We start from the raw sequence: 13,058 nt of genomic DNA, 5'->3' as shown, positions 1-13,058 counted from the left end.
CAATGAGCAAGGAACTTTTGCTGGTAGTGGATGCGGTCGCCAATGAAAAGGGCGTTCCGCGTGAAGTGATCTTCGAGGCCATCGAGGCTGCACTGGCGTCGGCCGCGAAGAAGCGTTATCCGGACCAGGAAGTGCTGGCCCGTGTGTCGATCGACCACAAGGACGGCAACTACGAGACCTTCCGCCGCTGGGAAGTGGTGGCCGATGATGTGGTGATGGAGTCCCCGGATCGCCAGATCCGCCTGATGGATGCCATCGACGAAGCCGACGGCGTTGAAGTCGGCGACTACATCGAAGAGCAGATCGAGAACCCGGACTTCGGCCGTATCGCCGCACAGGCTGCCAAGCAGGTCATCGTCCAGCGCGTGCGCGAAGCCGAGCGCCAGCAGGTCGTCGATGCGTGGAAGGATCGCGTTGGCGAGCTGGTCACCGGTGTGGTCAAGCGCGCCGAGCGCGGCAACATCTATGTGGACCTGGGCGGCAACGCCGAGGCCTTCATTCCGAAGGACAAGGGCATTCCGCGCGACGTGCTGCGCGCTGGCGACCGCGTGCGCGGTTACCTGGCCGAGGTCCGTTCGGAACCGCGTGGCCCGCAGCTGTTCATCAGCCGCGCCGCGCCGGAATTCATGATCGAGCTGTTCAAGCTCGAAGTGCCGGAAGTCGGCCAGGGCCTGGTCGAGATCAAGGCCTGCGCCCGCGATCCGGGCGACCGCGCCAAGATCGCCGTGCTGGCCCACGACGCGCGCACCGATCCGATCGGCGCCTGCATCGGCATGCGCGGTTCGCGCGTGCAGGCCGTATCCAACGAGCTCAACGGTGAGCGCGTGGACATCGTGCTGTGGAACGAAAACCCCGCCAACTTCGTCATCAACGCGATGGCGCCGGCGGAAGTGCAGTCGATCATCGTCGATGAAGAAAAGCATTCGATGGACCTGGCCGTGGCGGAAGAGCGCCTGGCCCAGGCGATCGGCAAGGGCGGCCAGAACGTGCGCCTTGCCAGCCGCCTGACCGGTTGGCAGCTCAATGTGATGACCCAGGACCAGGTGACCGCCAAGTCCGAGGCAGAGCAGGGCGTTGCCCGTCAGCTGTTCATGGACAAGCTGGAAGTGGATGAAGAAATCGCCGCCATCCTGGTGACCGAAGGCTTCAACACCGTGGAAGAAATCGCCTACGTCCCGGTCGGCGAACTGCTGGCCGTGGAAGGCTTCGACGAAGACATCGTTGAAGAGCTGCGTGCCCGTGCCCGCGATGCGCTGCTCAACGAAGCGCTGGCGGTGGAAGAGGGTCTGGAAGATGGTTCGCCGTCCGAAGACCTGCTCGCCCTGGAAGGCATGGACGAGGCGACTGCCTACGCCCTGGCCGGTCATGGCGTGCGAACCAGTGAGGACCTGTCGGACCTGGCCGCCGACGAGATCCTCGAGTTCGGTATCGAGGACCTGGACCAGGAGCGCGCCGCCGCTCTGATCCTGGCCGCCCGAGCCGAGGAGATCGCCCGCTTGGAGCGCGGCGAATGAGCCAGCGATGAACAGTGCCCTGACCCGATCAGGGCTTAGACTCCGCGCTGCCTTCGCACGTTTCGAGGGAGCGCCAACCAGATCATAGGATCCGAATGTCGCAGCAAACCACCATCCGCAAGCTTGCCGAACTGGTCAACACTCCGGTCGATAAACTGCTTGTACAGCTTGCCGAAGCCGGCATGAAGTTCAGCGGTCCCGACCAGGTCGTGACCAGCACCGAGAAGGTGAAGCTCCTGGGCTTCCTTCGTCGTTCGCACGGCAAGACCGAGCAGCCCGTCGAGAGCACCGACGAGGCCGCCAAGAAGATCACCCTCAACCGTCGCAAGTTGCAGGAAGTGACCGTCAGCGCCGGCCGCAGCAAGACCACCGTCAATGTTGAAGTGCGCCAGAAGCGCACCTACACCAAGGACAGCAGTGGCAAGGCGATGACGCCGGATGAGGAGCGCGCCGACATCCTGCGCAAGCTGGAGGAATCCCGCCAGCGCAATCTGGACGAGCAGCGCGCACTGGCCGAGAAGGACCGTGCGCGCGACGAAGAAATCGCCCGCAAGCGTCAGGAAGAAATCGACGCCAAGGAACGTGCCGAAGCCGAGCGCAAGGCGGCCGAAGCCGCTGCCGAAGCGGCCAGGAATGCACCGCCCGCACCGGCCCCGGCTGCAGCCAAGCCTGCCGCCGCCGATGCGCCGGCCCGTGGTCCGCGTCCGTCCGCTCCGTCGGCGGCGCGTCCGGCACCGCGTGCGGACGACCGCAACTCGAACAACAACAATCGCCCGGGCGCCAAGCGCGACGACGATGGCGGCAACCGCTTTGCCGGCCAGCTGCATCTGTCGGCCGCCGATCGTGCCCGCCGCGGCAACAACAGCAACTCGCGCGGTCGTCCGACCGGGCGCGTGCAGCACGGTGGCCGTCGCGACAGCAACCAGTCGCGCAGCGGCGGTGGTGCACATGGTTTCGAACGTCCGGTCGCCCCGATCGTGCGTGACGTGACCATCGGCGACACCATCACCGTGGCCGATCTGGCCCAGAAGCTGGCGGTCAAGGGCGGCGACGTGGTCAAGGCGCTGTTCAAGATGGGCGTCATGGCGACCATCACCCAGACCATCGACCACGATACCGCTGCGCTGGTGACCGAGGAACTCGGCCACAACGTGATCCGTGCCAACACCAACGACGCCGAGGACGCGCTGCTGGCGCTGGCCGGCGGCAACCAGGGCGAGCCGGTGGCACGTCCGCCGGTGGTCACCATCATGGGCCACGTCGACCACGGCAAGACCTCGCTGCTGGATTACATCCGCCGCACCAAGGTCGCCACGGGCGAAGCCGGTGGCATCACCCAGCACATCGGTGCTTACCACGTTGAAACGCCGAAGGGCGTGATCAGCTTCCTGGATACCCCGGGCCACGCGGCGTTTACGTCCATGCGTGCCCGCGGTGCCAAGCTGACCGACATCGTGGTGCTGGTGGTGGCGGCCGACGACGGTGTCATGCCGCAGACCAAGGAAGCCATCCAGCACGCCCGTTCGGCGGGTGTGCCGCTGATCGTGGCGATCAACAAGATCGACAAGTCCGGCGCCGATCCGATGCGTGTCAAGAACGAACTGCTCACCGAGCAGGTCGTGTCCGAAGACTTCGGTGGCGACACCCAGATGGTCGAGATTTCGGCCAAGGCGGGCCTGGGCATCGACGACCTGCTCGACGCGATTTCGATCCAGGCCGAACTGCTGGAGCTGAAGGCCGTGGCCGATGGCCGCGCCAGCGGCGTGGTCATCGAGTCCTCGCTGGACAAGGGCCGTGGCCCGATCGCCACCGTGCTGGTGCAGCAGGGTTCGCTGAAGAAGGGCGACTACCTGGTCTGCGGTATCCAGTATGGCCGCGTGCGCGCCCTGTTCGACGAAACCGGCAAGCAGCCGGACCAGGCGGGTCCGTCGATTCCGGTGCAGGTGCTGGGTCTGTCCGGCGTGCCGGATGCAGGCGACGACTTCGTCGTGGTCGAGGACGAGCGTCTGGCCAAGGACGTCGCGCAGCAGCGCGAAACCAAGCGCCGTGAATCGCGCCTGGTGCAGTCGGCCGGCAGCCGCATGGAAGACATCATGGCGACCCTGGGCAAGGGCGATGGCCAGCAGGTGCTGAACCTGGTGATCAAGGCCGACGTGCAGGGTTCGGTGCAGGCGCTGAGCCAGGCACTGGTGGCGCTGTCCAACGAAGACATCCGCATCAACGTGATCCACTCCGGTGTGGGCGGCATCACCGAGTCGGACGCCAACTCGGCGGTCGCTTCGAAGGCCACCGTGATCGGCTTCAACGTGCGTGCCGACGCCTCCGCGCGTCGCATCATCGAATCCAACGGCGTGGACCTGCGTTACTTCTCGATCATCTATGACGTGATCGATCAGGTGAAGCAGGTGGCGTCCGGTCTGCTCGGCGTGGAAATCCGCGAAGAGATCATCGGTATCGCCCAGGTGCGCGACGTGTTCCGCAGTTCCAAGTTCGGTGCGGTGGCCGGTTGCATGGTCATCGAAGGTACGGTCAAGCGCAGCAAGCCGATCCGCGTCCTGCGCGACAGCGTGGTGGTGTTCGAAGGCGAGCTGGAATCGCTGCGTCGCTTCAAGGAGAACGTCGAGGAAGTCCGCAACGGTACCGAATGCGGTATCGGCGTGAAGGCTTACAACGACGTCAAGCCGGGCGACCAGATCGAGTGCTTCGAGCGTATCGAAGTGCCGCGTACCCTGTAATGGGGAACAGGGCCCGGCCAACGGTCGGGCCCTGTCAAATTTCCGGGTGGCGACCGTGGGTCGTGACCCGCTTATCCGAACATTGAAGAGCGTCTCGTGCCAAAAACCTTCCATCGAACCGACCGTGTTTCCGCCCAGATCCGCCGTGAGCTGGGTACGCTCGTGCACAATCTGGTGCGTGTGCACGGCTTGCCCTCGGTGAGCGTTTCCGACGTCGAAATCACCCGTGACATGGCCCATGCCAAGATCTTCGTCACCGCGCTGATGCCCGAACGTTCGGCAGAGGCGATGAAGGGTCTGAAGGAGCTGGCCTGGGAGCTGCGCATGGATCTGGCCAAGGCCATGAAGCTGCGCCACGTTCCCGAGCTGCACTTCCACTACGACGATTCGGTGGACCGCGGCGAGCGCATCGACAACATCCTGCGTGATCTGCCCGATACGCTGGCGGCCGAGAAGAGCCGCGACGTGCAGGGCGACGACGCCGATGACGCGGATGACGCCGCGCCGGCCGACAAGGCCTGACGCCACCCGATACAGCCCCGGGCCACGCCCGGTGGGCCGCGTTGCGCGCGGCAATGATCGACGACACGAGCAGCCGGGCAACGCCTGGCTCTACGGTGATATTCCATGACCCGAATTACGTTCCGTCGCCTGGACGGCCTCCTGCTGCTCGACAAACCGGGTGGCATGAGCTCCAACGCGGCGCTGCAGATCGCACGACGCCTGTTCCGTGCCGAGAAGGGCGGCCATACCGGCAGCCTGGATCCACTGGCCACCGGGCTGCTGCCGCTGTGCTTCGGCGAGGCGACCAAGATCGCGGGGTTGCTGCTTGGTTCGGCCAAGGCGTATGACGCCGAGGTCGTGCTGGGCCAGACCACCGACACCGACGATGCCGATGGCGTCGTGCTGCGTGAGCGGCCGGTACCGCCCATCAGCGCCGAGGCGCTGGACGCCGCGCTGGCGCCGCTGCGTGGACGCATCCGTCAGCGTGCCCCGATCTACTCCGCACTCAAGCAGGGGGGCGAGCCGCTGTATGTGAAGGCGCGCCGTGGCGACGCGATCGAAGCGCCCGAGCGGGAGGTGGAGGTGCATGCCATCGACGTGCTGGCGCAGCAGCCGACCCGGTTGACCCTGCGCGTGACCTGCGGCTCGGGTACGTACATCCGCAGCCTGGCCCGCGACCTGGGCGAAACCCTGGGGTGCGGGGCACATATCGCCGGTCTGCGGCGCCTGTGGGTGGACCCGTTCCGCGAGGCGCCGATGGTGACCCTGGACACCCTGCGGGCGATGGCCGCCCAGGGGGATGAAGCCGGCATGGAGCGCCTGCTGCTGCCGCTGGCCGACGGTCTGGCGCATTACCCCCGGGTGACGCTGGATGCTGAACAGGCGGCCCGCTTCTGCGTGGGCCAGCGCCAGCGTGGCGAAGGCTGGCCAACCGGGCTGGTAGTCGTGTACGGCCCGGAGGACGCCATTCAGGGTCTGGGACAGGTTGATGCCAGTGGACTGCTGGCCTCCCAGCGCCGTTTCAACCTCTGACCGCCGGTCCGCCAGCCTACCCTGGTCCTTGTCCCGGACGGCCGCGACCGTTACAATTTCGCGGCCTTTTCAGGCTTCCCGCCTTGCGCGGGTTCATCCTTTCGTTCACGGCGAGTCGCGCGGTACGTCAATGGGACGTTTCTGCGGGCCACGCATCCAAGAGAAAATAAAATGTCGATCGACACCCAGAAGGTCATTGAAGACAACAAGCGCAGCTCGGCTGACACCGGCTCCCCGGAAGTCCAGGTTGCCCTGCTGACCGCCCGCATCGAACTGCTGACCGGCCACTTCAAGACCCACAAGAAGGATCACCACAGCCGTCGTGGTCTGCTGCAGATGGTCAACCGCCGCCGCAGCCTGCTCGACTACCTGAAGAAGAAGGATGGCGTGCGTTACAAGGCCCTGATCGAAAAGCTCGGCCTGCGTCGCTAAGCAGGAATCCCAACCGCGGCGCAGGAATGCGCCGCGGTTTTGTTTTGGTAGTACCGCATCAAACGCCTGGACCGGACCACCGGTCACCCGTCGGCGGCAAGGGTCGCCCGCGGTCCATTCGAAGAAAGCATCATCCCAAGGACATCCCCCGTGGCAAAAATCACCAAAACCTTCCAGTACGGCAAGCACACCGTCACGCTTGAAACCGGCGAAATCGCCCGTCAGGCCGGTGGCGCCGTCATCGTCAAGTTCGACGACACCGTGCTGCTGGTCTCCGCCGTGGCTGCCAAGAGCGCGCGTGAGGGCCAGGACTTCTTCCCGCTGACCTGTGACTATCAGGAGAAGTTCTACGCCGGTGGCCGTATCCCGGGTGGCTTCTTCAAGCGCGAAGGCCGCGCGACCGAAAAGGAGACGCTGATCTCGCGTCTGATCGATCGCCCGATCCGTCCGCTGTTCCCGGAAGACTACAAGAACGAAGTGCAGATCATCGCCACGGTGATGTCGCTGAACCCGGACATCGACGGTGACATCCCGGCGCTGATCGGTGCCTCGGCCGCGCTGTCGCTGGCGGGTACCCCGTTCAAGGGTCCGATCGCCGCTGCCAAGGTGGGTTACAAGAACGGTGAGTACATCCTCAACCCGACCGTGACCGAGCTGAAGGATTCGGAGCTGGAACTGGTTGTCGCCGGTACCGCCAACGCCGTGCTGATGGTTGAATCCGAAGCCGCGCTGCTGTCCGAGGACGTGATGCTGGGCGCCGTGACCTTCGGTCACCGCGAAATGCAGAAGGTCATCAACGCCATCAACGAGCTGACCGTGGAAGCCGGCACCAAGCCGTCGACCTGGGTTGCCCCGGCCAAGAACGAGGCGCTGATCAGCGCCCTGCAGGAAGCCGTCGGCCCGCGTCTGGCTGAAGCCTTCCAGGTGCGCGACAAGCTGCAGCGCCGCGACGCGATCGCCGCGATCAAGAAGGACGTGACCGAGTCGCTGGCTGGCCGCGTGGCCGCCGACGGCTGGAACCCGGCCGAGCTGTCGAAGGAATTCGGCGAGCTGGAATACAGCACCATGCGCAACTCGGTGCTGGACACCAAGGTCCGCATCGACGGCCGTGCGCTGGACACCGTCCGCCCGATCGCCGTGCAGACCGGCATCCTGCCGCGTACCCACGGTTCCTCGCTGTTCACCCGCGGTGAAACGCAGGCCATCGTGACCATCACCCTGGGCACTGCCCGTGATGGCCAGGTCATCGACGCCGTGTCCGGTGAGTACAAGGACAACTTCCTGTTCCATTACAACTTCCCCCCGTACTCGGTGGGTGAGACCGGCCGCATGATGGGCCCCAAGCGTCGCGAAATCGGCCACGGCCGCCTCGCCAAGCGCGGCGTGCTGGCAGTGATGCCGTCGCTGGAAGCCTTCCCGTACACCATTCGCGTGGTGTCGGAAATCACCGAATCCAACGGTTCCTCGTCGATGGCTTCGGTCTGCGGTTCCTCGCTGGCCCTGATGGACGCCGGCGTGCCGGTCAAGTCGCCGGTTGCGGGTATCGCGATGGGTCTGGTCAAGGAAGGCGAGCGCTTCGTCGTCCTGTCCGACATCCTGGGTGACGAAGATCACCTGGGCGACATGGACTTCAAGGTGGCCGGTACCGCTGAGGGCATCTCCGCCCTGCAGATGGACATCAAGATCGAAGGCATTACCGAAGAGATCATGAAGCAGGCACTGCAGCAGGCAAAGGCTGGCCGTCTGCACATCCTCGGTGAAATGGCCCACGGCCTGACCGCACCGCGTCAGGAGCTGTCGGACTATGCGCCGCGTCTGCTGACCATCAAGATCCACCCGGACAAGATCCGCGAAGTGATCGGCAAGGGGGGTTCCACCATCCAGGCCATCACCAAGGAAACCGGCACCCAGATCGACATCCAGGACGACGGCACCATCGTCATCGCCTCGGTGAACGCGATCGCGGCGCAGGCTGCCAAGTCGCGCATCGAGCAGATCACCTCGGACGTCGAGCCGGGCCGCATCTACGAAGGCAAGGTCGCCAAGATCATGGACTTCGGTGCGTTCGTCACCATCCTGCCGGGCAAGGACGGCCTGGTCCACGTGTCGCAGATTTCCAGCGAGCGCGTCGAGAAGGTCGGCGACAAGCTGAAGGAAGGCGATGTGGTCAAGGTCAAGGTGCTGGAAGTCGACAAGCAGGGCCGTATCCGCCTGTCGATGAAGGCCGTCGAGGAAGGCGAGGGCGTGGCGGCCGAGTAATCGGCGCACGCGTTCGCGGAACGTGAGGACCGCAGGTCCTCACACCTTCGCACAACGAAAAAGCGGGCTTCGGCCCGCTTTTTCGTTATGTCCGCTGTGCTGTCGACGCGCCTAGACCAGGTCGTCTTCCCCGGCGTGTTCCACCTCGGTGGGATCGCACCACCACACCTGCCCTTCGGCAGGCGCGCTGGGGGTGCCTTCGCGGCGTTCGATCGCATCGATCACGCGCCCGGGCCCGGCAGCGACCCAATCGGCGAGCAGGCGCTCGACCGCGGCCTTGCCCTGTGCACCGATACCCAGGCTGCGCTCCACCTGCCAATCGTCGTTGCCAGCGGCTCGCTCATCATGAGGTGCCGGGGCGTCCCGCGCGTGCGGCACGCCGTAGCTGCAGCGCAGGCACAGCGACCGGACCGACGCACTCCAGTCCTCGACATAGCCGATACCGGGCAGCCGGGCGTCCTCCAGTGCCGCCATGTCGTCCGCTGACGGACACCGGATGAACGCCACGAAGGTGGCGTGGTCCGATGCCTGCAGGGTCTGCAGCGCGTTGAACACGGGCACCGTGCCGCCGTTCAACGCGCGCTCGCCGGTCTTGGCACCATCGTGCAGGACGATATCGAACAGGCGATGCCCGCTGCTGCCGAATGGCACGTTCAGCACCCGCGCGCGCACCACGTCGATGCGCCGCGCGAACACTGTCTCACCACTGCCCCACGGATCAAGCCGGACGCAGATCATGCCGAAATCGGTGTCGATCGGACCGTCGCCGTCCGGTACGTTGATGCCGCACTTCGCCCACTGGCGGCGCGCTTCGGCCCAGTCGCCCAATGCCGTGGCGGCAATCCCTGCATTCCAGGCCGAGGCCTGGTCGAACGCGTCCTGCAGGGTCTGCGCGCGCAGGTTGTGCTGCAGCGAGGCGGGCCAGTCGCGCAGATACTTGTGCGCCAGGCCGCGCATGTAATGCAGGTACGGCACGTGCGGGGCATGCCCGCTGAGTTCACCGAACAGGTCGCTGGCCCGCTGCAGGTGGCCAGCGTCGAACGCGGCGTAGGCCTCCGCTTCGAGCGCCGCGAGGGTGTCGTTGTCCGGTGTGGAAAGTGAGGTGTCGGTGGTGTCGGCGATGTCGGTCATGCGTCGGCATATCGTTGGTATTCATGCGCACTGTAGCCGCTGCGCCCGTCGGTCGCGCATGCCATCGCATGGCATTGTGCGCTGTCGACATGTCCGGTCCCGACCCTGCGCTGACCTGGGCGCGGGCGTGCGGTCTGTCCGCCGGACGGGATTGCCGGACATCGCGTTCAAGGGGGCTGTTCCGCGCGTGGTGTCTGCTAACGTGGCCCGGCCTTCGACCCGGGAGATCCCATGTTCCGCCAGACCGTGGCTGTACTTGCTGTGCTCATCGCCGGCTGCCTGCCGATCGCCGCCTCCGCCGCCGACCCATTGCCGAAGGTGATCGGAGCCTACTATCCCGGCGGTTCTGCGGAGCGCTATCCGGTGGCGTCCATTCCGGCCGATACGCTGACCCATCTGTTCTATGCATTCGCCCGCATCGAGGACGGTCGCTGCGTGGTCGATGCGCAGGCCGATGGGCACTTCAAGGCGCTGGCCACGCTCAAGCGAGCACATCCGACACTGCACACCCTGATCTCCATCGGCGGCTGGAATGCCGGCGGCTTCTCCGACGCGGCGCTCACCGCCGAACGCCGGCAGCAGTTCGTGCGCTCCTGCGTGGCATTGTTTTTCCAGCAGCACCGCGGCAGCTTCGATGGCGTCGATATCGACTGGGAGTTTCCCGTGTCCGGTGGCCCGGTGGAGATCACCGACCGCCCGGAAGACCGGCGCAACATGACCCTGCTGGTGCAGGAATTCCGCCGCCAGCTCGACGCGCTCGACGGCGGCCACGGTCCGCACCGGCTGCTGACCGCTGCGCTGCCGGCCGGCCGCGTGCAGACCGACGGTCCGTACGATCCCGCCCTGAGCTACGAGCTCAAGGCGCTCGGGCAGGCGCTCGATTTCATCACGCTGATGAGCTATGACATGGGCACCGGCTTCTCCAGAGTCTCCACGTTCAACGCGCCGCTGCGCGAGGTGCCGGCCGATCCGCTGGACCCGGCGCTGCGGCGCTGGAACAGCGTCGAGGGGGCGGTGGCCTACTACCAGCAGCACGGCGTACCGGCCGACAAGCTGGTGCTCGGCGTGCCGTTCTACGGGCGCGGCTTCCAGGTCACCACGCAGAGCGGCGACGGCCTGTACCAGCCGTACAGCGCCCCGTTCGACGCGGGCGACTGGCGCCACATCAAGACCGCGTTCCTCGATCAGCCCGGGTGGCAGCGGCATTGGCACCCGGTAGCGCAGTCGCCGTGGCTGTACAACGCCGCCGAGCGCGTGTTCATCAGTTATGAAGATCCGACCTCGATCGGCCTGCGCGCCGAGTTCGCCAGGGATCGCCAGCTGCGCGGCGTGTTCACCTGGGAGCTGACCGGCGACGACCCGCAGGGCAGCCTGCTGCAGGCGATGGCCGCGCCGTTCCTGCCTCACGCCAGGTAGCGTGATACCTCGATCAGGTTGCCGTCCGGATCGCGGAAGTACACCGACAGGATCGGCCCGGTGGCCCCGGTGCGCTGCACCGGGCCATCCTCGATGCGCACGTCCTGCGCGTGCAGATGGGCGAGGATCTCATCGATCGTGGCGTAGGTGATCAGGCACAGGTCTGCCGACCCCGGTGTGGGGCGCGCGGCCTTCGGTTCGAACTCGCGCCCGTGCGCGTGCAGGTTGATCTTCTGCAGTCCAAAACGCAGTGCGGTGCGCCCGCTGCCGAAGGTTTCCACCTGCATGCCCAGCACGCGCTGGTAGAACCTGCAGGTGGCATCAATGTCGGCCACGGTCAGTACGAGATGGTCGAGGCGGTCGATGTGCAGGTCGGTCATGGGCGTTGCGCAGGTGGGCAGGAACCGCTGCACTGTAAACACGGTCGCGGCAGCAAACGGTGATGGGCTACGGGACGCGCGCGGTGGCCCTGCGGTTATCGGCCCACACGCTGTTGGGGTCGCCGTGGTGGGCGCGGCGTCGCGTGGCGCGAGCCATCGCGGCAAAGCCCACTGCCATTGCCAGGGCGACACCGTCCACCCAGAACAACGGCCAGTAGCCGCGCAGCGCGCTGGTCCACAGCCATTGCCCGGTCATGGCGCCGTGGGCCACCGGCACCAGTGCGGTCACCATCGCCGCCGCCCAGAGCAGCTCCTGTGCGGCGCGTGACGGCGCCCGCAGGGCGGCCCACAGGGCGCAGCCGCCCCAGACCAGGAAGCAGGTCCAGGGCATCCCGGTGTCCGCGTACGACGGGGCCAGGTGTTCCAGCAGCTGGACGCTGACGAACGCGGCCGAAATGGCCACGCACAGCCCGATGCAGATCCCGACCGTGGCCCGTGCCATGTTCACCTGGGCGCGGCCCTGCTCGATCTGCCGACGCTTGCGGCGCGATTCGATCCACAGCAGGTTGCCCGAATAGAACAGGAAGGCGCCGCCCAGGCCGAGCGCGAAATAGAGCCACGGCACCGCGCCGTTGCCGAACTCGCCGAAGTGCAGCGCGTACGCGGCGGCCAGCGTGGCGTGGTTGGCATCGCGACGGCCAGGCAACTGCGTGTGCAGCACTTGGCCGGTGTTGGCATCCATCGCCACCGCGCCGAGCGGGCCGAGCGAGGCGCCGCCTTCGCCGGTGATCTCGATGACCGCGTTGGCATCGCCGGCGTTGGCCAGCTTCAGGTATGCCGGTTCGAAGTGCGGCAGGCCCTGGTCGGTGGCCACCGCGATCGCACGCGCATGCAGCATGGCCAGGCTGCCCGGTCGCACCGGCTCGCCGGCGGCGGCACGGATCGGGGCAGTGTCCATCGCCGTCGGCAGCGCCGCCATCAGCTTGCCCTGGTAGACCAGCGGGTTGAGCGCGGCCATCTGCAGGAACATCAGGCACAGCAGCGCGCCGGTCACCGCGAACAGCAGGTGGAAGGGCAGGCTGAGCACACCGATGACGTTGTGCGCGTCCTGCCACATCTGTTTGAGGTTGCGGCCCGGTCGCAGCGCGAACAGGTCGCCGGCCAGTCGAGGCAGGTGGATGACCAGCCCCGACAGCAGCGCTACGCCATACAGGAGGCTGACCACGCCCATCAGGTAGATTCCGGCCACCGGCAGGCCCAAGGTGTAGTGCAGCTCATTGACCAGCTCGGCCAGCCCGGCCTGGGGCGGCGTGGGGCTGCCGTCCACGTGGTCGGCCCAGGCGAACAGCCAGGTGCCCTTGGCGTCCTGCCAGTACGCCACGGTCTGCGGGGTTTCCGCGCCGGGGAAGGTCATGCCGATGTGCCGGCGCGCCTCCGGGTGCCGCGCGAGGACGCCGTCGAGCAGGTGCTGGGCATCGTCCAGGGTCTGTGCCGGTTGCTCCATCGCATGCGGCGCCTGCCACAGCGGCAGGTCGTGGTGGAACACGGTGATGGCACCGGCATAGAAGGCCACGAACAGCGCGAAGCCAGCCACCAGGCCGACCCAGGTGTGGAGCGTGGTGAACGTACGGAGCGTAAACGAGCTGAACTTCATC

At 66.3% G+C, this 13,058-nt stretch carries 10 protein-coding genes; 7 read left to right on the top strand and 3 right to left on the bottom strand.

All coding sequences use genetic code 11. The features are described from left to right. Positions 1 to 2 precede the first annotated feature (2 nt). The 6 genes from nusA (at position 3) to pnp (ending at position 8,476) form a co-directional block, all read left to right on the top strand. Entirely contained in the window at positions 3 to 1,514 is a 1,512-nt protein-coding gene (nusA, locus tag OC534_RS08845) for a transcription termination factor NusA (RefSeq protein WP_017355937.1), read from the top strand. Between the two features lie 95 nt (positions 1,515 to 1,609). Further along, positions 1,610 to 4,249: a translation initiation factor IF-2 gene (gene infB, locus OC534_RS08840; RefSeq protein ID WP_017355938.1), complete on the top strand. Its 2,640-nt coding sequence runs from the start codon at positions 1,610 to 1,612 to the stop codon at positions 4,247 to 4,249. Between the two features lie 96 nt (positions 4,250 to 4,345). Beyond that, positions 4,346 to 4,771 (top strand): 30S ribosome-binding factor RbfA, encoded by a 426-nt coding sequence (rbfA, locus tag OC534_RS08835; protein WP_136003220.1) that lies wholly within the window; start codon positions 4,346 to 4,348, stop codon positions 4,769 to 4,771. Positions 4,772 to 4,876: 105 nt separating this feature from the next. Continuing rightward, positions 4,877 to 5,785, top strand: a complete 909-nt coding sequence (truB, locus tag OC534_RS08830) for a tRNA pseudouridine(55) synthase TruB (RefSeq protein ID WP_262071674.1) — start codon at positions 4,877 to 4,879, stop codon at positions 5,783 to 5,785. A gap of 171 nt (positions 5,786 to 5,956) precedes the next feature. Beyond that, entirely contained in the window at positions 5,957 to 6,217 is a 261-nt protein-coding gene (rpsO, locus tag OC534_RS08825) for a 30S ribosomal protein S15 (protein WP_017355941.1), read from the top strand. A 150-nt stretch (positions 6,218 to 6,367) separates the two neighbouring features. Next, positions 6,368 to 8,476 carry a polyribonucleotide nucleotidyltransferase gene (pnp, locus tag OC534_RS08820; protein ID WP_017355942.1) on the top strand — a complete coding sequence of 703 codons (2,109 nt, stop codon included), beginning with the start codon at positions 6,368 to 6,370 and terminating at the stop codon, positions 8,474 to 8,476. 111 nt (positions 8,477 to 8,587) lie between these two features. On the opposite strand, the gene OC534_RS08815 is transcribed toward pnp, so the two are convergent. After that, on the bottom strand, positions 8,588 to 9,607 hold the full coding sequence (locus OC534_RS08815) for a hypothetical protein (RefSeq protein ID WP_136003221.1): 1,020 nt from the start codon (positions 9,605 to 9,607) through the stop codon (positions 8,588 to 8,590). Between the two features lie 231 nt (positions 9,608 to 9,838). On the opposite strand from OC534_RS08815, the gene OC534_RS08810 reads away from it, so the two are divergent. Beyond that, a complete protein-coding gene (locus OC534_RS08810) occupies positions 9,839 to 11,023 on the top strand; it encodes a glycoside hydrolase family 18 protein (RefSeq protein ID WP_017355944.1) in 1,185 nt (394 codons plus the stop codon). On the opposite strand, the gene OC534_RS08805 is transcribed toward OC534_RS08810, so the two are convergent. Continuing rightward, the gene (locus OC534_RS08805; RefSeq protein WP_026070757.1) at positions 11,011 to 11,394 is read right to left on the bottom strand and encodes a VOC family protein; all 384 of its coding nucleotides are present in this window, start codon (positions 11,392 to 11,394) and stop codon (positions 11,011 to 11,013) included. The genes OC534_RS08810 and OC534_RS08805 overlap by 13 nt on opposite strands. A gap of 76 nt (positions 11,395 to 11,470) precedes the next feature. Beyond that, a complete protein-coding gene (locus OC534_RS08800) occupies positions 11,471 to 13,057 on the bottom strand; it encodes a PepSY-associated TM helix domain-containing protein (protein WP_262071673.1) in 1,587 nt (528 codons plus the stop codon). Position 13,058 lies beyond the last annotated feature (1 nt).

The organism is Stenotrophomonas sp. Marseille-Q5258 (genome assembly GCF_946900935.1).
GTDB classification, from domain to species: Bacteria; Pseudomonadota; Gammaproteobacteria; order Xanthomonadales; family Xanthomonadaceae; genus Stenotrophomonas; species Stenotrophomonas nematodicola.
This window is presented reverse-complemented; position numbering and strand designations above follow the sequence as displayed.

Coding starts and splice junctions, on each gene's coding strand:
- nusA (WP_017355937.1), top strand. CDS start 3: ATGAGCAAGGAACTTTTGCTGGTAGTGGATGCGGTCGCCAATGAAAAG.
- infB (WP_017355938.1), top strand. CDS start 1,610: ATGTCGCAGCAAACCACCATCCGCAAGCTTGCCGAACTGGTCAACACT.
- truB (WP_262071674.1), top strand. CDS start 4,877: ATGACCCGAATTACGTTCCGTCGCCTGGACGGCCTCCTGCTGCTCGAC.
- rpsO (WP_017355941.1), top strand. CDS start 5,957: ATGTCGATCGACACCCAGAAGGTCATTGAAGACAACAAGCGCAGCTCG.
- OC534_RS08815 (WP_136003221.1), bottom strand. CDS start 9,607: ATGACCGACATCGCCGACACCACCGACACCTCACTTTCCACACCGGAC.
- OC534_RS08810 (WP_017355944.1), top strand. CDS start 9,839: ATGTTCCGCCAGACCGTGGCTGTACTTGCTGTGCTCATCGCCGGCTGC.
- OC534_RS08800 (WP_262071673.1), bottom strand. CDS start 13,057: ATGAAGTTCAGCTCGTTTACGCTCCGTACGTTCACCACGCTCCACACC.